Consider the following 21,451-nt stretch of genomic DNA (forward strand, 5'->3'; position numbering starts at 1 on the left):
CTAAAATAAAACAAACACCGCAGCAAAACAGAGATCGCTCGTTTTGCTGCGGTGCTTTGATTACCTTGGTTACTCGATCGGAATCAGTTTCTTTGACGCTTGTTTGCCTTGGTCTTTTGGCAACGTCAATTTCAAAATTCCTTCAGCGTAAGAGGCTTTGATTTCATCCTCTTTGACGTTTTCTAACAGGTATTGCCGCCGAACGCTTGTCAAGCTGCGCTCGCTGCGAACCAGACGTCCTTTTTCATCTTCGGTCGCATGATCCGTCTGGTGTTGTCCCGTAATCGTTAAAACCCCATTTTCATAGGTTACTTGAATATTTTCTTTAGGGATGCCAGGCAGTTCTGCTTCAACGAGAAATTCCTTGTCATTCTCGTGAATATCGGTTTTGATCAGGTTCGATGGAAACCCATCAAAAAAACTGCGGCCAAAATCTTCAAAGAAATCAAAAGGTGTCATACTGTATGAATCTGAGCGGCGTGGCACAATCTCATGTGTCATAAGAATCATCCTTTCTTTATTCTTTTGTTTTTACACTTTTTATTTTATTCATTTTTTAGCGAATTTCAAGTGATTTACTCGCTTTAAAAAAATCTTAAAAAACCTTTGATACCAACGTTTTACTCCTTGATTTTGGCGTATTTTTACATTGCTTCGTTCCTGTTTTTCCCCTCATTTCGCCTGCTTTTTCTGCGTGACAGTATATACTTAATGATATATACTAAAAGCGAAGTGGAGGAGGAAAAACATGGCACGTTATAGAAAACGAATGCTTGTTGCTTTGATCTATGCATTGCTGTCGTCGATTGCCCTAAATCTCTTTTGGCTGCCGGGAAATATTTATGCGAGTGGGATCACTGGTTTGTCGCAATTGTTGTCGCAGCTTTTAGATGAGCAGTTGAATCTGCAGCTTTCGATCCCGCTTTTGGTGCTTTTTTTTAATGCGCCATTGTTAGCGGTTGCTTGGGTCAAAATCGATCGAGAATTTACCATCATGACGGTTTGTACCGTCGTCCTGTCTTCTGTTATGATGAAGGTAGTACCGGTCATTGCTTTAACGACCGATCCGGTGATCTGTGCCGTGTTTGGCGGATTGCTGCACGGGGTGTCGGTGGGCTTGACATTGAACGACGATTTTTCAACGGGTGGGCTTGACATTTTAGGGATTTTAGTGAAAAAAGCCACTGGTAGAAGTATCGGCAGTTTCTTTATCGGCTTCAATGTCAGTTTGCAGCTAGCAGCTGGGCTGATCTTTGGTTGGCCTTATGCTTTTTATAGTGCCATTTCCTTCTTCATCAGTGGGCGGATGGTCGACTACGTCAACCTGAAGCAGCGGCGTGTACAGCTGCTGGTCGTTACAGAAAAAGCAGAACCCGTCATTACGACGTTGCAATGTGCCTTGCAGCGAGGCATCACGGTCATCAACGATGTCGAAGGTGGATTTGATCATCAACAGAAAAAACTATTATTACTGGTCATTTCCCATAGAGAACTCAAGACTGTCGAAGGCATGATCCAAGGAATCGATGAACAAGCATTTGTCAGTGTTTCTTCTGGCGTCAGTGCCAATCGATCGTTTTATGAATGGTAGCAAAGTGAAAGAAAGTAGGAGAGACGTTGAAAAAACAAGCAGTATTTCAAGAAGTTGCCCAGCAGATTGCGCAACGGGTTCATGAAGGTACGTACGTGACGAGCCAAAAGCTTCCTTCCGATTATGATTTAGCAGAGGAATTTCAGTGTAGCCGTTTAACGGTGCGCAAAGCCATCGATCTATTGATTGGCCAGAATTTGTTAGTGAAAGAAAAAGGCAAAGGAACCTATGTCATGAAACAGCCCAAGATCCAAAGCGGCTCTGGCGGGCTCCAAAGTTTTACCGAGACCGCCAAAATCCAAGGGAAAAAGACCCGTACGGAAGTTTTGCATATCGAAACCGTCAAAGAGCTCCCGATAGAGATTGGTCAGCTGTTTGGCGATTACGCCAAGGAACCGATCGTTTATTTGGTGCGCTTGCGTTACTTTGATGATGAGCCGATGACGGTGGAAAATCTTTACGTACTGAAACGCTATCTGCAAAAAGACACCGCAGAACTCACGAAAGCTCAATTAGAGTCGTCTTTGTATCAAGTCATTGAAGCCAACATCGAGATTGGTTATTCCCATCAAGAGGTGGAAGCTGTGAAAAGTCCTGCCGATATTGCGAAACTTTTACAGGTGCCTCAAGAGGAACCGATGCTTTTGGTCCATTCGATGACCTATTCCGCATCAGCCAAACCGATCTTATACGATACATCCTATTACCGAGCAGACAAATATACCTTCAAAAATACATTAGTGCGTCAAAAATAAAATCAATCCTTTAGAGGTGAAGACAATGGATCCACTCACAGCAAGTATTGAAGCCAATTGGTCAGAATTTCTCACGCTTTTGAGCGAAGTGATGCAGATCGCAAGCGTCAAAGGTGAGCCGGCACCCCATGCGCCTTATGGCACAGGACCACGAGAAGTGTTAGCATACGTCATGGAAAAAAGCGCAGCATACGGGTTTCAAACAACGGTCATCGATGATGCGATCGGCTATGCCCATTGGGGACCAACGGATACCGACTATATCGGTGTGTTAGGACACTTGGATGTCGTCTCGGCAGGTTCTGGCTGGAGCTACCCACCGTTTGCACTAACTGAAAAAGACGGCAACTTTTATGGCCGAGGGATCTTAGATAACAAAGGGCCGATCATCAGCTGTTTGTTTGCCATGAAATTATTGAAAGACCTTGGTCATCAACCGCAATTACCGTTGCGGATCATTTTCGGTACAGATGAAGAAAGCGGCATGTCGGATATCCCGCATTATCTAGCGGTTGAGCAGCCACCGCGTTTTGGTTTTACGCCAGACTGCAAGTATCCAGTGGTTTACGGCGAACGGGGTGTCGTCAATGTGCAACTTGATTTTCCATTGCCCGTCCAAGAACAGCAGCTGTTAGCTGCGTTTTCTGGCGATCAATTCCGCGATCATGTGCCAGACCACCTATCGGTAACCGTAGGCAGCCAGTCCTTTGAAGCACTAGGCAAACGCTCCCCTAGCAATGCCCCTGAGCTAGGGGACAATGCCATTACAAAACTTGCGCAGCAAGCAGCACCGCAACTAGCGGAGACACCGTCATTGCAAGCAGCTTTGCAGTGGATCACCCAAAGTTTTCACCAGCAGCACTATGGCGAAGGCCTTGATTTAGTACTAGAAGATGCCGACTCAGGAAAATTGATCTTGACCCCTGTGGTTCTCCAAAAATCCGCCAGTGGACTAGCGTTAGAAGTGGCCTTTCGCTATCCTGTATCGGTAACGGAGGAACAAGTGCTCGCTGGGGTGCAAAAGGCATTGCCAAAAGGGGCAAGACTTACGATCCTTCGCAGCATTCCAGGGTTCTGCCGATCAAAAGATGTTCCCGAAATCCAAAAGCTATCGACGATCTATCACCAAGTAACGGGCAATGATCCAACCCCCGTGACGACTACAGGAGCAACCTATGCCCGCAAGATGCCAAACATCCTTGCTTTTGGTCCGTCTTTTCCAGGGCAAAAAGGGATCGCTCATAACCAAGATGAGTACATGGCGGTTGCCGATCTACGGACGAATCTTGAAATTTATTTGCGCAGTTTACAAGCACTGACAAAATAAGCGAAGACACGAACGAAGAAGAGTTTTTCCAATTTTTTTGAGAAACTCTTTTTTTTAGTATAGACATACTAGTATATACCGTATAGAATATACTTGAAAGCGCTATGAAAAATGGAGGGATAGTTATGTGGGGAATGATTGCTACATGGCGGATGGCACACGATGGCGTGCTCGCTGCTAAAGCAATATTAGAGCAACAGGGCTCCTGCCAAGATGCAGTAGAAACAGCCATTAAAGCAGTGGAAGATTATCCATTTTATAAATCGGTGGGGTATGGCGGACTGCCAAACGAAGAAGGCGTGTTGGAAATGGACGCTGCCTTCATGGATGGTGATACCTTCAAAATTGGTGCCGTCGCTGGGATCGTCGATGTGGAAAATCCTATTTCCGTGGCACGCAGCCTAAGTGAGGAAAAATTCAATAGTTTTCGGATCGGCCAAGGAGCGGTCGCTTATGCGCTTGCCGAAGGATTCCAGCCCAAAGAGATGCTGACACCGCGAGCCAAAACCATTTGGGAAAAGCGCAAAGCAGAGATCGCTGCCAACAACCTCGATCCCTATGACGGCCACGATACAGTGGGAGTAGTTGCGCTGGATGAACACCAAAGCATGGCAGCAGGAACCTCTAGTTCTGGTTTATTTATGAAAAAAAGCGGTCGTGTTGGCGATTCACCTTTATCTGGATCTGGTTTTTATGTGGATAGTGAAATCGGCGGTGCCGCTGCCACAGGGTTAGGGGAAGACTTGATGAAAGGCTGCCTTTCCTACGAAATCGTCCGTTTGATGGGAGAAGGGCTAGCACCGCAAGAAGCATGTGATCAAGCCGTTTACGACTTTGAAGCGCGATTGAAGAAGCGCTACGGCAAAGCCGGCGCCTTCTCGCTGATCGCCTTAGATAAACAGGGTCGCTGGGGGGTGGCAACCAATGTAGAATTTACCTTTAGTGTCGCAACCACCAATCAAGAGCCTGCTATTTTTATGGCAACACCAGGACCTGAGCAGACAACCGTGATCGAACCCATCACGAAAGAATGGTTGGAGGCGTATGAAGAACGGATCAAAGCGCCAGTTTGATCAAGGAATCAACCAGCTTTACCATGAAAGACACAAGATGAAAGGAAGAATGGAATGTTCAATAAAATTGAAAATATTTTGATGCCTCTGGCAGTCAAACTCGGACAAAATAAAGTCTTGATCGCTGTACGCGATGGTTTTTTAATCACAACGCCGCTGGTAATCGTTGGCTCGATCTTCTTGCTGTTTGCCAATTTCCCGATACCAGGATGGTCAGAATTTTGGGCAGGACTTTTTGGCAGCGGGTGGGAATCATGGGTGACTAGAGTTTCCGGTTCTGTCTTTAATACGGTCGGTTTTTTCTCTTGCTTAGGAACAGCCTATGCCTACGGAAGAGAAAAGAAGACCGACCCAATCCAAGCAGCTGCCGTTGCCGTCATCGCCTTTTTGATCTTAACGCCGAATAAATTGGTAGTTGAAGGCGTTGCGGACCCAATAAGCGGGCTTTCTTTCAATCATTTAGGAACAAACGGTATTTTTGTCGGCTTGCTGACAGCGATCCTTTCTGTTGAAATCTATGCCTATACAACGAAAAAAGGGTGGACGATCAAAATGCCAGATGGGGTTCCGCCTGCTGTTACAAAATCATTTGCCGCATTGATTCCGAGTGCCCTCGTTATGCTTTTATTCTTTATTATCAACATTTTATTTGGATTGACCGCGTATGGTACCGTACATGACTTTATTTTTAATGTCTTGCAAATGCCTCTCAAGGGAGCGGGCAATACCTTGACTGCCCAATTGATTTACAGTCTGGCATGTACGATTTTCTGGTTCTTCGGCATCAATGGTCCAGCAGTCGCCAATTCCGTCTTTTCACCGATTTTGCGTATTTTAACGATGGAAAATCTAGATGCATTTCAAGCGGGACAAGCGTTACCGAATATCTTTACCGATCCATTTTCAAACTTCTTTACCAATTTTGGCGGCGGCGGTTCGACGTTGTCACTAGTCATCATCATGGTGCTGTTTTGTAAATCAAAACGAATCAAAGAATTAGGGAAACTATCACTAGTGCCGGGGATTTTCGGGATCAATGAACCAATCATTTTCGGCTTGCCGGTCGTATTGAACCCAATTATCATTATTCCCTTTATTGCCGTGCCGATGATCAATCTTTTGCTGTCGACTCTCGTAACGAATCTTGGATTGATTCCTTATACAACAGGGATATCTTTACCATGGACAACTCCGATCGGTTTTTCCGGCTACTTGAGTACCGGTAGTCTGGTAGCTTCAATCTGGCAGTTTGTTTTGTTAGCCATTGGATGCTTGATCTATTATCCGTTTATTATGACGCTGGACAAACAATATCTGAAGGAAGAACGTGAAGCAGAAAAAGCCAAAAATGACGCTTTGGAATTATCTTTTGATGATCTTTCCATCGATCATTTGCTTTAGAAAGGATGCAACCATGAAAATTATTTTTCTATTAGATCAGATTCAAGCAGGATTAGGCGGCAAGGAGCATGGTGATCAGCCGCTTGGCGGACAAAAAACGGCGATCGGATCAGTCAAAATGTTTGAGAAATTGCTGAAACAAAAGGAAATCGATGTTCTCGCCACTATTTATTGCGGAGATGACTATTATTTACAAAATCCGAAAGAATCGTCACTAAAAATTGCTGCTATGGCTCAAAAACTCGGAGCAGATGCGGTCTTATGTGGACCTTGTTTCAACTATGAAAAGTATGGCGAGATGGCTGCCCAAACAGCGCAGATCATTGAAGAAAAAGTACAGATCCCAGCAGTTGCCGCCATGTCGCCAGAGTGCCAGCAGGCAATTGAAACATATAAAGACCAAGTCACTATCGTGAAGATGCCGAAAAAAGGCGGTACTGGATTGACCGAGGCAATGAATGATATGCTGACGCTTTGCCAAATGAAAGCAGCACACCAAGAGATCACTGCCTTCGCTGAACAGCACTGCTATTAGAAAGGGCGAGAATATGGAAGAATTAATGCGTCAGTTAGAAGAAGTCGTTTATACACCTGGTGTTTCCGGACGAGAAAAGCCGATAGCCGCATTACTGGCAAAAAAGTATGCGCCTTATTGCGATGAAATCATCTACGATAATCTAGGATCTATTTATGCCGTCATTCGATCAGAAAGACCGGCGGCTCCTAAAGTGCTGGTGAGCGCTCATATGGATGAAGCAGGCTTTTTCGTGAAAAAAATCGAAGCAAATGGACTGATCCGCGGACTCATCATGGGAAAAATCGAAGCCAACAGCTTGCTAGGGCAAGAAGTTCGGCTAATCACCCGTAGCGGTGAAAAGTATTTTGGGGTGGTTTTAGGCATCGATAAAGACAATCATGGCAAAAGTCAAAAAGATGAAGTACTGTTGGATTTTGGTTTTTCATCAAAAGATGCGGTTTTAGCGGAGGAAATCACTTTAGGTGACATGGTGACCTTTGCGCCGAAAATGAAAGAAACCAGCAATGGACAAGCATGGATTGCGTCCAATTGGAACGGGCGCATCAATGTTAGTCAAACCATTGATTTAGTCAAAACAATGGCAGCTGCTAGTGTCAAATTGCCCTACGATCTGATGATCGGCTGTACGGTGCAGGAACAAGTCGGTACCAGAGGAGCTCAGACAGCAGCCAATGTAACAGCACCGGATTTTACGATCGTTCTTGATACTGCCCAGGCAATGGATTACCAAAACGAACAAGAAGATCAGCAAGGTTTTTTTGGTAAAGGCCTTCTGCTGACGTATTACAATCCGACCGTTCTGCCAAATCGCTTGCCGCTGGAGCGCTTGAAAGCAGTTTGTCAAACTGCGAATCTACCCTGTCAGAGTTATTTTTCCTTTGAAGCATCAGATGGGGCTTGGTTCAACAAATTGCGTACCGGATGTCCTATTTTGTTAGCGAGTTTGTCTGTGCGGAACAAGAACACTGCTTCTCAAGTCGTTGCCCGCCGCGACTATGAAACAGCACTGCAAGCATTGGCGCGTTTTTTGACTGAGCTTGACGAAGAAGCAATCCGTTCTTTCAAAGAAGAAAACCGCTAGGAGACGATTTTAATGACAAATCAAACAATAGATATTCAGCTTCTGAAAGCCCTAAGTGAAGCTGATGGGATAGGCGGGCGGGAAAAAGAAGTGTCTCGTATCGTCAAAGCATATACACAGCCATATGTTGATGACTTGTTCTATGATGCCTTAGGTTCGCTGATCCTCGTCAAAAAAAGCACACAGAAAAATGCACCGAAAGTCATGCTTTCTGCTCACATGGATGAGGTAGGTTTTATGGTAAAAGAAATCACAGATGCGGGCTATCTAAAACTTCTGCCGGTAGGCGGATGGTGGGGACACGTCATGCCGGCACAGGAAATGCGTGTCACCACAGTATCTGGAGAGAAATTTGTGGGCGTCATCGGAAGCCGTGCGCCTCATGGTATGCCGACAGGCGAGAAAAACAAAGTCATTCCGGCAAATCGTTTTTACTTAGACCTCGGTGTGGCCTCGGCAGAAGCTGTAAAAGATCTGGGGATCGCCATTGGGGATATGGTCACGCCGCATACGATGTTTCGTGAAATGAATGATCCTGATTTTTTGCTGGGTAAAGCTTGGGATGATCGCGTTTGCGTAGCAGCTTGTATCGAAGTAATGAAAAACTTAGCTTCTTCAGAATTGGCAGTGGATGTTTATTTTGCTGCTACAACTCAAGAAGAAGTCGGTATTCGCGGTGCACGCACGGCCGCACACCAAATCAAACCGGATTTAGCGATCGCATTGGATGTGACGACAGCTGAAGATACCTTGTTTGATCAGGGCGGATTGACATTAGGCGGAGGGACCGTGCTTTCCGTACTTGATTCATTGACGATCGGCAATCCCGGTCTTGTGGCAAAAATGGAAGAACTCGCTTTTGAGCAGCAGCTATCTTTCCGACACGATTTTATGACTGTTGGCGGCACCGATGCCTGCAATATCCATAAAGCAATGAAAGGCATCCCAGCAATGACCCTGTCGATCCCCACCCGCTATATGCATTCTTCCCGCTTGGTAATTCATAAAGAAGATTATCGTCAAACCATTCACTTGCTATGCGCCTTCTTGAATGTACTTTCAGCTTCCGATATTCGTGAATTTAAAGAATCGGCGGGGGTTTTTCCTTCAGGCGATTAGGCAATTAATAGAAGACTGCTGGCGATAGAGGATTGGTCAGCAGTCTTTTTGGTTCATCGATTAGGAATGCAAAAGCAGCGGATTAAGCCAAACTTGGCAATCTGTTGCTTCTTGCTTCTGGAAGATATATGATCAATAAAAGGAGTTGAGAAGATGTACCATACCGCATTTGGAGTATATGGAATTTTGTTTCAAGGCAACTACTTGGCCGTCATCAAAAAGAAGGCGGGACCTTATCAAAACCGCTATGATTTACCAGGCGGCAGCATGGAGGCAGGTGAATTGCTGGAAGACACGCTGTGCCGAGAATTTAAAGAAGAAACCGGCATGACCGTCACTAGCTATCATCAATTAGGAACAATTAATTTTCTCTATCCTTGGCGATACAAAGAGACAACAATGAACAATCATATCTGTGTTTTTTATCAAATCGAAGAAACAGCAGGAACACCAATTTCACATGCCCCGCAGTTTGATGGACAAGATTCGTTAGGCTGTGTCTTTTTGCCGCTGGAACAATTTCACGCCGCCAATGCCTCACCGCTAGTGTTGAAGGCTTGTGAGTACGGACGTAAAAAACAATTCATTGAGAAAGGGCAGCGGATTGCGGAATGGTCCGTTTTAAGTAAGCCACATGTTCACGAATCTTTATAAATAATTTAGATATTGTTCAATATAACACATTCATTTTTCTTACTGCCTAGGATAGTTTTTTCAAGGAATATTGCGGTGCAAAACGATGAAAACGCTTAATTTAAAGGGAGTTTAATAAAACTGTGAAAAAAATCACAAAAACTATTTACAAACGGAAAAAGATGTTGTATGATCTGTATGTGAAGTAGTTAACAAACAAAACATGTTTAAAAACTAGGAGGACATACAATGGCTAAGACATTGGAAAAAGAAGTGACAATCGACGTACAAGCAATGATCGACGATTTAGCAACGAAGGCAAATGTGGCGTTAAAGGAAATGGAAAGCTTTGATCAAGAAAAAGTGGACCACATTGTTCATGAAATGGCAATGGCAGCATTAGACAAACATATGCCTTTAGCTAAAATGGCAGTAGAAGAAACTGGCCGTGGTATCTATGAAGATAAAGCGATCAAAAACATGTACGCTTCAGAATATATTTGGAACAGTATCAAACATGACAAAACAGTCGGCGTGATCAATGAAGACAAACAAAAAGGCTTGATCGAAATCGCTGAACCAGTTGGTGTCGTTTGTGGGGTAACACCAACAACCAACCCAACATCTACAACGATCTTTAAAGCAATGATCGCTTTGAAAACACGTAACCCGATCGTTTTTGCTTTCCACCCATCTGCACAAAAATGTTCAGCAGAAGCTGCACGTATCGTTCGTGATGCAGCCATCGCTGCTGGGGCACCTGAAAACTGTGTGCAATGGATCGAACATCCATCAATCGAAGCGACTGGCTTATTGATGAACCACCCAGGAATTGCGATCGTATTAGCAACTGGTGGCGCTGGCATGGTCAAAGCAGCATACTCAACTGGTAAACCTGCATTAGGTGTTGGACCAGGGAACGTACCTGCATATATCGAAAAAACAGCGAAAGTGAAACGAGCAGTCAATGACTTGATCGTATCAAAAACTTTTGATAACGGAATGATCTGTGCCTCTGAACAAGCAGTGATCGTTGATAAAGAAGTCTATGCCTCTGTGAAAGCAGAATTTGAAGCACATCAAGTATATGTTGTAAAAGCAAAAGAATTACAAAAACTTGAAGATGCCGTGATGAACGAAGGAAAATATGCCGTAAATCCAGCAATCGTTGGACATTCAGCAATGGAAATCGCGAAATTAGCAGGCATCAACGTACCAGAAGGAACAAAATTATTGATCGCTGAACTTGACGGTGTCGGTGCTGATTACCCACTATCAAGAGAAAAACTTTCTCCAGTTTTAGCAATGATCAAAGCAAACAACACAGAAGACGCGTTCGAAAAATGTGAAGCAATGCTTGATTTAGGCGGATTAGGCCATACAGCTGTGATCCACACTGAAAACGAAGACTTGCAATTAGCCTTCGGCCTACGCATGAAAGCTTGCCGTATCTTAGTTAACACACCATCTGCAGAAGGTGGTATCGGAAATATCTACAACGAAATGATTCCATCATTGACACTTGGTTGTGGTTCATACGGGAAAAACTCTGTATCACGAAATGTTTCTGCTGTGAACTTGATCAACGTGAAAACTGTAGCGAAACGGAGAAATAATATGCAATGGTTTAAATTGCCACCAAAAATCTTCTTTGAAAAGAACTCTCTAATGTACTTGGAGAAAATGGAAAACGTTGAACGTGTCATGATCGTTTGTGACCCTGGTATGGTTCAATTCGGCTATTGCGATACGGTTCGTGAAGTACTTGCTCGTCGTAAAAATGACGTGAAAATCGAAGTCTTCTCTGACGTAGAACCAAACCCATCAACAAACACCGTTTACGCTGGAACAAAAATGATGGTTGATTTCAAACCAGATACAGTGATCGCCCTTGGTGGTGGATCAGCAATGGATGCTGCCAAAGGCATGTGGATGTTCTATGAGCACCCAGATACTTCATTCTTCGGCGCGAAACAAAAATTCTTAGATATCCGTAAACGGACATACAAGATCGACAAACCAGAAAAAACGCAATTCGTTTGTATCCCAACAACGTCTGGTACTGGTTCTGAAGTAACCCCATTTGCGGTTATCACTGACAGTGAAACACACGTGAAGTACCCATTAGCTGATTACGCATTGACACCAGATGTAGCAATCGTTGACCCTCAATTCGTAATGTCAGTACCTGCTTCTGTTACAGCAGACACTGGAATGGACGTTTTGACTCATGCGATCGAATCTTATGTGTCAGTAATGGCATCTGATTACACTCGTGGATTGAGCTTACAAGCAATCAAGTTAGTCTTTGACTACTTAGAAAAATCAGTGAAAACACCTGATATGGAATCTCGCGAAAAAATGCATAATGCCTCAACAATGGCAGGTATGGCCTTCGCCAATGCATTCCTAGGTATTTGTCACTCAGTAGCCCACAAAATCGGTGGTGAATATGGTATTCCTCACGGACGTACAAATGCGATTCTTTTACCGCACATCATCCGTTACAATGCCAAAGACCCACAAAAACATGCAATGTTCCCTAAATATGACTTCTTCCGTGCCGATACAGATTACGCAGACATTGCGAAATTCTTAGGCCTTAAAGGCAAAACAACGGCTGAATTGGTTGAAGCATTGGCAACAGCTGTTTACGAATTAGGACAATCTGTGGGTATCGACATGAGCTTGAAAGCGCAAGGCGTCACTCAACAAACACTAGATACAACAGTTGATCGCATGGCTGAATTGGCTTATGAAGACCAATGTACAACAGCAAATCCAAAAGAACCACTAATCTCTGAATTGAAACAAATCATCGTTGATGCCTATAACGGCTAAACAATGAATCAAGAACACCCTGCGGTATCTTAGCTGCCGCAGGGTGTTCTTTTGTCGTCTCTTTTTTTGGAAAACAAGCTGGCAGTTGCCGCCTTTTTGCCCAGATCAGTTAAGAATGCGAAAAATAGCAAGTGAACAGGGGGATCATAAAAAAGGAGTGGATTTCTCCACTCCGTAAAAGTCTCTTTTTTTCAGGATGTCACCAAGGCTGCTGCTTTTTTTGGCTAAAACAGATACGCTCGTTACTTGCTGACGTTTTTCTTCAAGCGTAGCATCTGGAAGCTTTGTTTTTCCAAGACGACACGCAAAATGCCGTCATTCAATTCCGCTGTTTTTCCATTGACGGGCACAACGTTGTTCGGGGTTGCTTCGGTATTGACGGCATGCAAGTCTGGGTGGTGCAAGACTTGATGGGTAGCGATTTGCAATGAATCATATTGACGCAAGTCGCAAGTGAATTCATTGGCATCCTGCAAATCCTTATTTACTAAGAAAAAGGTCAAATAGTCATCTTCATTTTCGATCGCAATGGCATCCACATAAGAAGCTTTTCCGTGGCTGCTATCGAAATCAGCTCCTCGAAGGATACTATGCAACACGTGACCGCGACCATAGTTGCTGATCATTTCATAGGGATAAAAAATCGTTTGTTTCCAAGCGGCAGTATCGGAAGTCATGATCGGTGCGATCACGTTGACCAGCTGTGCCATGCAGGCGATTTTAACGCGATCTGCGTGATGAAGCATCGTGATCATCATGCTTGCGACGAGTAACGCATCTTCAAAGTGATAGACATCTTCTAATTGTGGTGGGTGTTGACTCCAAGGTTCAATTTTTTGATCCTGTTCATTTGAGTGATACCAGACGTTCCATTCGTCGAAGGAAATATTGATCGTCTTCTTGCTTCGGCGTTTGGCTTTCACTGCATCACAGATTGCTGCGACTTGACTGATGAACTGATCCATTGCGACATTGCTTGCTAGATAATCTTGGCTATCGCCGTTACGGTTGCCATAATATTGGTGCATGGAAATGTAGTCGACTTGATCGTAACAATGACTTAATACTGTATCTTCCCACATGCCAAAGGTCGGCATCGTGAGAGAAGAACTACCACAAGCGACGGTTTCGATCGTTGGGTCCACCAAACGCATCGCTTTGCCAGCTTCTTCTGCGAGCCGGCCATATTCATCGGCTGTCTTATGTCCTTCTTGCCAAGGACCGTCCATTTCATTGCCTAGACACCAAAGTTTGATGTCATGAGGATCGGCCACCCCATGGGCACGACGGAGGTCACTATAATAGCTGCCGCCTTTTAAATTGGTGTATTCGATCAAGTTTTTCGCTGCTTCGATTCCTCGTGTCCCAAGATTGATCGCCATCATCGGTGCCGTATTGACTTGTTTGGTCCAATCCATAAATTCGTTTAAGCCGAACTGATTGCTTTCGATCACCCGCCAGGCCAAATCGATTTTTGCTGGCCGTTGCTCTTTAGGGCCGACGCTATCTTCCCATTTATACCCAGAGACGAAATTGCCTCCTGGGTAACGGACGATCGGCACATTCAACTGCTTGATCAAGGCAGCGACATCTTGACGAAAGCCTTGCTCATCGGCAAAAGGACTTTCTGGTTGATAGATCCCTTCGTACACACAGCGCCCTAAGTGCTCCACAAAAGAGCCGTAGATCCGTTCGTCGACTGGTGCCAAAATAAAGTGTTTGTCTAAATACATCGTAGTTTTCTTCAATTTTGCAACCCCTTTCTTTTCTTTCATTTTAGCGATAGTCCATGAAAATAAACACTACATTCTGTCTTATTCTATTGACGTTTTGTCCGTTTTCTTTATACTAAAGACAAGTAGGAAGGAGTGAGAAGTTGAACGTAACCTATTCAGGATTTCAAATGCACAATGCTGTTTCCGATCATATTTATCGCCCCTCTGGCTTAAAGCATTATCTTTTCGTGTTGACGTTGTCTCCAATGGTTTTCACTTTTGAAGATGGTCATCAAGAAACTAGTGAAAAAGGTAGCTGCATTCTTTTTCCTCCAACCGTCTATCAAGATTATCGTGGCAAAGAAGATTTTTTTAATAGCTTTGTTGAGTTTCAAACGGATCAGGTGATCGAAGAAACCTATGCGATCCCTTGTAATCAACTGTTCCAGCCGAAAAATATTCAACAAATCAACAAATTGATCCAAAAGATCAATCATGAATCCTTGTTGCCACAACGGCACACGGAAGAATTGATCGCGGCGTATATGACAAACCTATTGGTCTTACTTGAACGCAATTTTGAAGAAAGCATCCCGCAACCACAAAACGAACACTATCAACTGTTTCAAGCGATGCGGTTGAAAATGTTAGTCAATTGCGAACAGCAATGGGATTTTTACCAGTTTAGCCGAGAGCTTTCCATCGGTAAAAGCCAATTCTATAAGCTCTATCAACAATTTTTTCATACCACGCCCAAAGAAGATTTATTGCAAGCTCGGTTTCAAAAGTTTTTTTATTTACGCAGCAACGAAACACTAACGATTCGAGAGGCGGCGTTTCAATCAGGGTTCCAAAACATCAACCATTTTAATCGGCTCTTTGCGAAGCGCTATGGCTGTGCACCGACAAAGTACCAACAGGAGCAATAGGCAGGTCTGATCGGTAAAAACGCAGAAAAAAGTCCGACGAATTCTTGACGGATGAAAGAGAAAACGGGACAATGTCATTAGGAGGTGGCGTATGGATACAGAAACGATCGTAAGCGAACTTTCTAAACGTTCAAACGAATTGGAAGCGCTACAAAGTAAGTTGAGTCAAAGCCAATTAATGAACAATGAAGCGGCACAAACGTTCATTTTTGACTTAAAGGATTATTTAGATAGCTTAAAGCTCGTAACGGATTTAGTACCGTCAGCGGCCACTACAACAGTGGAAGTTGACCAGTTGTCGTACGTCTTAGGTGAACAAAATCAAAGCATCCAACAGCTGCTGGTTATTTTGGAAGAAGCCGAAGCAAATGACGACCAGCGCTTTTTCGGTAAAAGTGCGGGAGAGGTGCGGCGGATGATTGGCAGTCTGTCTGGGATCCTGGAACTAAACGGTCTGTTGCTGCAAGACAATCGTGGCTTTCAGCAAGTCGTGAAGGAAACTGGACCGCTTCAGGTGACTGAAACAAAGGAAGCCCCTGAGAAAAAAGGGTTTCTCCAAAAGCTTTTTGGGAAATAAGCACTGATCGTCGATCAAAACATGAATCACTTGTACCAAAAAAACGGCACTTCACAATACGTGAAGCACCGTTTTGTGGTACAAGTATTTTTTTGCTTTTTGCCAATAGAAACGGAGAGATCAGAATGTTCCGACGCTGAAACCTTAGACTGAAATCGAACTTCTGGGGGGGACATTCTTCAATCCCGTAAATCAGAAAGGTGTTTTCGGTAGCTTTTCTACTAGCATTTGCCAGTAATTTTTTTGCTAGTAGCTAAGCTGAATGGTTTTTCTCTGATCCCCTTGGCTCATTGCTACTTTGTCCGCTGTGATAGTGACATCAAAAGATGGAATCTGATCAGAAAAGGCATTGCCTAAACACGCAACGAGCCATTCCTGTTGTCCGGCGAGAACGGTTTTGCTTATTTGAGGGATGACTGTTCGACTATAAAGTAGATTCGTGTTGGGTTCTGGCATCAAGAGGGTACCTTCTTGATGCGTCGGGAAGCTTTTGATACCGGCACAGCCAACCGAGCTTTGATAAAAGGTGCCTTCTTTGCTAGAAAGCGCAGCACCATCAGCTGGTGCTGCAAAGCTGCCATTGACCAGTTGCAACCTTCGATCCGTTTGAATCCGATGGTAACGCAGATGCCAAGGATACATCGGAATCACAAAGGTTTCGATGACGACCTGCTCGTAGGGGCGCCAGCGACTATAGACGTAGTCATCTTCAATCGCAAAGGCTTCGTAACCAAAAGCTGTTTTAAAATCCGTCTGCCCCTCTGAGATCGCCAATGTATTATCATAGGCACCTTGTTTCAATAAAACGGTTGCTTTCGGTACGCTAAACCCAAACGTTGTCGAATAGACAAACTTTTCGTATTTGGCATTGCCGTGAGCATGTTCGTGGGAATGTTGCCCCGCAGTGAAAGCTTGCAATTCTGTGCCTTCTTGGTTATGCACCAAGAGCATCCGACTATGCGGATTGCGCACCGGTGTGGTAAAGGTTGGCACCTGCTCCTCAAGCGTCCAAAATTCAGCATCCGCTGGGATTGCCAATACACAGAAATTTTTGAAAGCCCAATAAGGCGATCCTGGTGCGTTATAGCCTTCAGCCATATTTAGGTTGGGGTAGGCATAGCCAATACTTAAAAAGCCTTCTTGCGTAAAGATTGGTTGGCGAAACCAGTAACGCATGTTTTGTAACAGTAAATATTTTCCTTCATTTTTTGTGAAGCCTTCATATTCTATATCGGCGAAAGCACCGACAGCAAAGAAACTTGATTGCGCAAACCGATACGTTAGACTACGACCAAAAGGCAATGCTGCACCAGTTTTCGTGAACCACTGCTTAAAGGATTGAGCAAACGTAGCAGCTCTTTGACGATAGCTAAACTGATACGGGCATTGGGAACGACAGGTAAGAACACTGTAAAGGAGTCCGTAGTATTGCATCCCAAAAGGAATATAATAGTCGATTTGGTTTTCATAGCCATCAAAATACCAGCCGTCTGCTAAGTAATACCTCTCGATCTCTTCTTGATCAGCCAAAAGGGTGGTTTCTACAAAAGGCAATGCTGCCATTTCAAAGAAGGTATTAACTAAAATCCGAAAGAAGAGCCAATTGGTTTTAGGGATGGTGTGCTGATTGATCTGATTGAGCCAATCAAAGAGATTTGTTTGCTCTCTTGGTGTGAGGAGATCCCAAAAGACGGGTTTGGTAAAAATCAAATAGCTAGCAAGGGCACCCATTTCCACAAACAATTGGTCGTAGTCATGCAGTTTTCCCCAGTACTCCTGAGAGGTCGGGGTGGTGCCTGCAACGATCCCGGCATTGGCTTGTTGAAAAAGTTTTGGGTAACGAAGGCACGCTTCTTCTTGGCTGAACAATGGGCCCAATCCCCAGAGTGTCCGTAAAAAGCCTTCGACGTCACTCTTTTCCTGGGTGTACACTGCTCCTGAATTTCCTAGGTGGACCCTCCCGGGAGTTCCTTGTCGTGCCATACATTCGTATACGGGAGTGACCAGATCAACAAGGGCCTCTTCTAGATCGGTTTTGGTTCGAAGAGGGTTCTTACTTAATGCTTCTTGGAAGTTTCTCATGTAAACAGCTCCTTTTATTTGTTATTTTACTTTATTTAGTAAAATAAAGAAATGGAAACTGTTACATTTCTCGATTTTAAGTAAAAAAATAGTAAAAAACCGCTGGAAACAGTTACATTTTTTTGTCGACATCGCTATAATGGAGAAAATACGAGAGGAGCTACATGCAATGACCCAGATTTCCTTAACGATTTATGACCAGAAGCATCAAGTAAAAAAAGGCAAACGAACACCTGAAAGTGAACCTACCCTTCTTCAAGCGTCGGCGGAAGACTTTGTCACGTTGGCATCCCAAGCGTATTGTTACGAGGACGGAGATAAAATCGTTGTCTCGCTCTCACGCAGTGGACAATTTGTGTGGGTCACACTCGATGAAACGCTGGCGACTACTTTGGTGTACATCAAAGGCAACGAGTGGATCTACCCCGTACATCTTAGTGAAAATGCCAAAGAAGCCGCGCCAGAAGGCCGTTTTGCTGGGAAAAGCCATTATTTGAGTGTGCGGGTAGCAACAAAAGAAGAACTAGCGGCTTACCGCAACGTCGCCTTAAACCCTCATGATCAAAAAGAATTCTTGGGTGCCTATCCGCATGCCCATGCCAATGTTGAAACAAGAGATGATGCGACGTTTTTCGCTTGTAACGCCATTGATGGTATTTTTGCCAATACGTCTCATGGCAATTATCCCTATGGCTCATGGGGGATCAATCAACAAGCAGATGCCGCTTTGACGATCGACTTTGGTCATGAGGTCCGCATCGACCAATGTGCGCTTACGTTACGGGCGGATTTTCCCCATGATAGCTATTGGCAACAAGTCACGTTGGCGTTTTCCGATGGCAGTCAAGAAATCTTGCAGACGGTCAAAAGCAGCCAGCCTCAACGGTTTTCTTTCCAGCCGCGAACGGTCACTTGGGTGAAATTGCATGAGCTGATCCAAAATGACGATCCCTCACCATTTCCAGCGTTGACCCAAATCGAAGTCTTCGGACGCTCCATTCAGGAGGAAAACGCGTGAATCCAGCAGATGTAAAAGAAGAAATTTTACAGGCGGCACAGGCTTATCTTGAGACTGGTGAGATTCCCTATTTGCCTTATCAAGGCTATCAAGAGTATCTCGAATCGGGGAATCGTGTTGCCTTCGAATCCCATTATTTTGCCCGCCGACGGATGTTGGTGGTTTTAGGACTTGCTTATGAAATGGAGCGTAAGGCAGCGATCAAAGTGCTGTTGGAGCAAGTGATTTGGGAAATCTGCAATGAATATACATGGTGTCTGCCAGCGCATCTGCCGATTGTCGATGGCCAGTTTTCTTCGCAAGCGCGCCACACAGTCGATCTTTTTGCAGCTGAAACTGGGCAATCCTTAGCAGAGTTGTTTATGTTGGTTGGAGGAGACCTTTCACCAGTCATCACAGAACGAGTGTTGTATGAGATCGATCAACGGCTTTTTTTACCCTTCGAGGAGCAAACCTGGGAGTGGGAGACAAAAGAGAACAATTGGTCCGCAGTTATTGGTGGCTGTCTTGGAATGACGGCGCTCTATGTATTGCCGAAAAAAAGCAAGCGACAATTGCGGATGATCAAACGATTGGATACTGCAATGCAAAGCTATCTCAACAGCTTTGGCGAAGATGGTGCTTGTGTAGAAGGCGTCGGTTACTGGGCGTATGGGTTTGGTTATTTTCTGTATTATGCGCAATTGTTGGCAGAAGTATTGCAAGAAGACACCTACCTAAAGCAGCCTAAAACCAGAAAAATTGCCGCTTTTCCTTACTACACGATGATTTCTCCAGGGCATTACATTCCTTTTTCTGATTATTCGGCGATCGAACTGCCTAGTGGCTTGGTCAGTTATTGCTACGAGCATTTGGGCGTGGCGGTTCCTCAATTATCGGGGGTCAGTCCGTTAGATTTTGATCCTTGCTACCGGTTTGCCCACAGCTATCGAAATTTGTATTGGCATAACGAAGCGATCACACGAGAAACGAATGCCTCATTTCATCACTATTTTGAACAAGCACAGTGGTTCATGGCAAAAGATGTGCAGCAGGATCTCTTTTTTGCTGCCAAAGGGGGGAGCAATCAAGAAAGCCACAATCATCTCGATGTCGGTCATTTTGTTTTAGGAACGACGGAGGAGTTATTTCTGACGGACCTTGGTGCAGGGGAGTACACCAAAGAGTATTTTGACGAGAACACGCGCTATCACTACTTTCCCGCAGCCGCAATCAGTCATTCGCTGCCGATCATCAACCAGCACACCCAACGCACAACAGCCGAGGAAGCGACAGTGCTACAGGTCAATGACCAGCAATTTGACTTAGACCTCAGTGCGTTCTATCCGAAAGCAGCGGTCACTGAATACCAGCGGCGCTTCGTGGTCTCGCAGCAACAAGTAACGATCGAAGACCATTTTGTCTTTGACGAGCACCAACCAAAGAATCTGGTGGTGGAAAACTTTATTACGAACATACCACCAATGGTGCAAGATAAGACCGTTCAACTAATGACAAAAAAAGCACGCTGTGTTCTTGGTTTTACCAGTGATAAGATCCAAATACAGCCAGTCACTTATCAAGACCACCATGGTGTACAGGCACAAGCGTATTTGATCCAAGCCGAATACGCGCTTGAGCAGACAGGGGAAATCAAAACGACCATTAAAATAAAAAAAGGGTGAGAAGGATGCGGTGCTTCCTTGCAATGACGTTGATCAATGCAAGAAGACACCGCAGCTTCTCAGCCTTCTTTTGGTTTTGCGGTAGATTGACGAATCACCAGCTGTGTACTTAAAAAGATGCGTCTGGCGATCCCAGGATTTTCGATGCGGTTATAGAGTAGCTCTAACCCCGTTTCACCCATCTCTTCAGTAAATGCTTGGACTGAAGAAAGGGGTGGAGAGACATAGCGGGACACCGAAATATCGTTGATGCCCATAACACTGATGTCTTCAGGAATCTTGATTCCATGAGCCGTTAACGTATGGATGACCCCGATCGCAAAGGCATCATTGGCTGCCAAAATCGCAGTCGGCAAGCGGTCTTGCCACAAAGCCAAAGCCTGCTCCGTTAATTCTTCCCCCGTTTGGACATCCAACCGACTATTTTCTTTCACGATGAAATAATCCTCATCAAACAGCTGATAATGCTGCATCATATCGACATAGGTGTTGACCGTTGGCGTTTTGTACCGCCGATACCCATACATATTTTGACTTTCCTCGGCGCCGATAAAGGCGATTTTTTGATGACCAAGTCCCATCAAGTGAGAAAGAGCCAACTCCGTTGCTTGCGTAAAATCGGTATTGACAGAATCGTAGTCATCCAGCGGAAAGTTACTGCCAATCACACAGAGGTTGGGGTGTAGCTCATGGAGTTTCTTGACCCGCTCTTCTGTGAACTTGCCGATCGCCAGTAAGCCGTCGACGGACTGGATCACTGACTCATCAAGGTTGGAGATTTTTAACAGATCACAACCCAGTTCGGCGGCGCGTTTTTCCACACCCAAACGAATCGACATATAGTAAATGTCTTCCAATTCTTCATCATCCATCCGCCACTGAACGATCCCGATCGATTTGTTGTGTTTTTTTGGTACATCCACTGGTAGTTCACGCTGCTTTTGCTTGTTTTTGTATTTCGTATAATTTAGTTTTTCAGCTGCCTCGAAAATCTTTCGTTTGGTTTCTTCGGTCACTGAAAGACTAGGATCGTAGTTCAGAACCCGTGATACGGTTGATATTGATACCTCAGCTATGGTCGCTATGTCGGTAATCGTAGCCATAGAA

The 21,451-nt window shown here is 44.6% G+C and carries 18 protein-coding genes; 14 read left to right on the forward strand and 4 right to left on the reverse strand.

Annotation, left to right across the window (positions count from 1 at the left end):
- Positions 1–69: 69 nt before the first annotated feature.
- The gene (locus tag IGI69_RS02305) at positions 70–501 is read right to left on the reverse strand and encodes an Hsp20/alpha crystallin family protein (protein ID WP_005227339.1); all 432 of its coding nucleotides are present in this window, start codon (positions 499–501) and stop codon (positions 70–72) included.
- Between the two features lie 247 nt (positions 502–748).
- Between IGI69_RS02305 and IGI69_RS02310 the strand changes: the two genes are divergently transcribed.
- From IGI69_RS02310 to adhE, 10 genes are all read left to right on the forward strand, one after another.
- Positions 749–1,591 (forward strand): YitT family protein, encoded by an 843-nt coding sequence (locus IGI69_RS02310; RefSeq protein ID WP_005227341.1) that lies wholly within the window; start codon positions 749–751, stop codon positions 1,589–1,591.
- A gap of 26 nt (positions 1,592–1,617) precedes the next feature.
- The gene (locus IGI69_RS02315) at positions 1,618–2,346 is read left to right on the forward strand and encodes a GntR family transcriptional regulator, LSA1692 subfamily (protein ID WP_438739567.1); all 729 of its coding nucleotides are present in this window, start codon (positions 1,618–1,620) and stop codon (positions 2,344–2,346) included.
- 25 nt (positions 2,347–2,371) lie between these two features.
- Positions 2,372–3,673 (forward strand): Sapep family Mn(2+)-dependent dipeptidase, encoded by a 1,302-nt coding sequence (locus IGI69_RS02320; RefSeq protein ID WP_438739569.1) that lies wholly within the window; start codon positions 2,372–2,374, stop codon positions 3,671–3,673.
- A gap of 125 nt (positions 3,674–3,798) precedes the next feature.
- Entirely contained in the window at positions 3,799–4,746 is a 948-nt protein-coding gene (locus IGI69_RS02325; RefSeq protein WP_005227347.1) for a N(4)-(beta-N-acetylglucosaminyl)-L-asparaginase, read from the forward strand.
- A gap of 54 nt (positions 4,747–4,800) precedes the next feature.
- Entirely contained in the window at positions 4,801–6,147 is a 1,347-nt protein-coding gene (locus IGI69_RS02330; RefSeq protein WP_438739572.1) for a PTS sugar transporter subunit IIC, read from the forward strand.
- Positions 6,148–6,160: 13 nt separating this feature from the next.
- Positions 6,161–6,682, forward strand: a complete 522-nt coding sequence (locus IGI69_RS02335; protein WP_010748750.1) for a GrdB-related putative oxidoreductase — start codon at positions 6,161–6,163, stop codon at positions 6,680–6,682.
- A 13-nt stretch (positions 6,683–6,695) separates the two neighbouring features.
- Entirely contained in the window at positions 6,696–7,766 is a 1,071-nt protein-coding gene (locus IGI69_RS02340; protein WP_438739574.1) for a M42 family metallopeptidase, read from the forward strand.
- Positions 7,767–7,778: 12 nt separating this feature from the next.
- The gene (locus IGI69_RS02345) at positions 7,779–8,885 is read left to right on the forward strand and encodes a M42 family metallopeptidase (RefSeq protein ID WP_438739576.1); all 1,107 of its coding nucleotides are present in this window, start codon (positions 7,779–7,781) and stop codon (positions 8,883–8,885) included.
- 153 nt (positions 8,886–9,038) lie between these two features.
- A complete protein-coding gene (locus IGI69_RS02350) occupies positions 9,039–9,539 on the forward strand; it encodes an NUDIX hydrolase (RefSeq protein ID WP_438739578.1) in 501 nt (166 codons plus the stop codon).
- Positions 9,540–9,767: 228 nt separating this feature from the next.
- Entirely contained in the window at positions 9,768–12,359 is a 2,592-nt protein-coding gene (gene adhE / locus IGI69_RS02355; protein WP_010748754.1) for a bifunctional acetaldehyde-CoA/alcohol dehydrogenase, read from the forward strand.
- Positions 12,360–12,601: 242 nt separating this feature from the next.
- Here adhE and arfA read toward each other — a convergent pair whose 3' ends face one another.
- Positions 12,602–14,134 (reverse strand): arabinosylfuranosidase ArfA, encoded by a 1,533-nt coding sequence (gene arfA / locus IGI69_RS02360; RefSeq protein WP_077453702.1) that lies wholly within the window; start codon positions 14,132–14,134, stop codon positions 12,602–12,604.
- Between the two features lie 101 nt (positions 14,135–14,235).
- Between arfA and IGI69_RS02365 the strand changes: the two genes are divergently transcribed.
- Both IGI69_RS02365 and IGI69_RS02370 read left to right on the forward strand, forming a co-directional pair.
- On the forward strand, positions 14,236–15,003 hold the full coding sequence (locus tag IGI69_RS02365; RefSeq protein ID WP_015508907.1) for an AraC family transcriptional regulator: 768 nt from the start codon (positions 14,236–14,238) through the stop codon (positions 15,001–15,003).
- A gap of 91 nt (positions 15,004–15,094) precedes the next feature.
- Entirely contained in the window at positions 15,095–15,580 is a 486-nt protein-coding gene (locus IGI69_RS02370; RefSeq protein ID WP_438739581.1) for a hypothetical protein, read from the forward strand.
- Positions 15,581–15,826: 246 nt separating this feature from the next.
- On the opposite strand, the gene IGI69_RS02375 is transcribed toward IGI69_RS02370, so the two are convergent.
- A complete protein-coding gene (locus IGI69_RS02375; RefSeq protein ID WP_438739583.1) occupies positions 15,827–17,662 on the reverse strand; it encodes a DUF2264 domain-containing protein in 1,836 nt (611 codons plus the stop codon).
- Between the two features lie 169 nt (positions 17,663–17,831).
- On the opposite strand from IGI69_RS02375, the gene IGI69_RS02380 reads away from it, so the two are divergent.
- Together IGI69_RS02380 and IGI69_RS02385 are read left to right on the forward strand one after the other, a co-directional pair.
- Positions 17,832–18,680: a hypothetical protein gene (locus tag IGI69_RS02380; protein WP_201691262.1), complete on the forward strand. Its 849-nt coding sequence runs from the start codon at positions 17,832–17,834 to the stop codon at positions 18,678–18,680.
- Complete coding sequence (locus IGI69_RS02385) at positions 18,677–20,344, forward strand: heparinase II/III family protein (RefSeq protein ID WP_201691270.1); 1,668 nt, start codon at positions 18,677–18,679, stop codon at positions 20,342–20,344. The genes IGI69_RS02380 and IGI69_RS02385 overlap by 4 nt, the downstream gene beginning before the upstream one ends.
- 59 nt (positions 20,345–20,403) lie before the next feature.
- On the opposite strand, the gene IGI69_RS02390 is transcribed toward IGI69_RS02385, so the two are convergent.
- Positions 20,404–21,447 carry a LacI family DNA-binding transcriptional regulator gene (locus tag IGI69_RS02390; RefSeq protein ID WP_005232137.1) on the reverse strand — a complete coding sequence of 348 codons (1,044 nt, stop codon included), beginning with the start codon at positions 21,445–21,447 and terminating at the stop codon, positions 20,404–20,406.
- Positions 21,448–21,451 lie beyond the last annotated feature (4 nt).

Source organism: Enterococcus sp. DIV1083b, from assembly GCF_051713705.1.
Lineage (GTDB): Bacteria > Bacillota > Bacilli > Lactobacillales > Enterococcaceae > Enterococcus_D > Enterococcus_D casseliflavus.

Excerpts from the sequence above, each read along its gene's own strand:
- IGI69_RS02305 (WP_005227339.1), bottom strand. The coding sequence starts at position 501 with ATGACACATGAGATTGTGCCACGCCGCTCAGATTCATACAGTATGACA.
- IGI69_RS02310 (WP_005227341.1), top strand. The coding sequence starts at position 749 with ATGGCACGTTATAGAAAACGAATGCTTGTTGCTTTGATCTATGCATTG.
- IGI69_RS02320 (WP_438739569.1), top strand. The coding sequence starts at position 2,372 with ATGGATCCACTCACAGCAAGTATTGAAGCCAATTGGTCAGAATTTCTC.
- IGI69_RS02325 (WP_005227347.1), top strand. The coding sequence starts at position 3,799 with ATGTGGGGAATGATTGCTACATGGCGGATGGCACACGATGGCGTGCTC.
- IGI69_RS02330 (WP_438739572.1), top strand. The coding sequence starts at position 4,801 with ATGTTCAATAAAATTGAAAATATTTTGATGCCTCTGGCAGTCAAACTC.
- IGI69_RS02335 (WP_010748750.1), top strand. The coding sequence starts at position 6,161 with ATGAAAATTATTTTTCTATTAGATCAGATTCAAGCAGGATTAGGCGGC.
- IGI69_RS02340 (WP_438739574.1), top strand. The coding sequence starts at position 6,696 with ATGGAAGAATTAATGCGTCAGTTAGAAGAAGTCGTTTATACACCTGGT.
- IGI69_RS02345 (WP_438739576.1), top strand. The coding sequence starts at position 7,779 with ATGACAAATCAAACAATAGATATTCAGCTTCTGAAAGCCCTAAGTGAA.
- IGI69_RS02350 (WP_438739578.1), top strand. The coding sequence starts at position 9,039 with ATGTACCATACCGCATTTGGAGTATATGGAATTTTGTTTCAAGGCAAC.
- adhE (WP_010748754.1), top strand. The coding sequence starts at position 9,768 with ATGGCTAAGACATTGGAAAAAGAAGTGACAATCGACGTACAAGCAATG.
- arfA (WP_077453702.1), bottom strand. The coding sequence starts at position 14,134 with ATGAAAGAAAAGAAAGGGGTTGCAAAATTGAAGAAAACTACGATGTAT.
- IGI69_RS02370 (WP_438739581.1), top strand. The coding sequence starts at position 15,095 with ATGGATACAGAAACGATCGTAAGCGAACTTTCTAAACGTTCAAACGAA.
- IGI69_RS02375 (WP_438739583.1), bottom strand. The coding sequence starts at position 17,662 with ATGAGAAACTTCCAAGAAGCATTAAGTAAGAACCCTCTTCGAACCAAA.
- IGI69_RS02380 (WP_201691262.1), top strand. The coding sequence starts at position 17,832 with ATGACCCAGATTTCCTTAACGATTTATGACCAGAAGCATCAAGTAAAA.
- IGI69_RS02390 (WP_005232137.1), bottom strand. The coding sequence starts at position 21,447 with ATGGCTACGATTACCGACATAGCGACCATAGCTGAGGTATCAATATCA.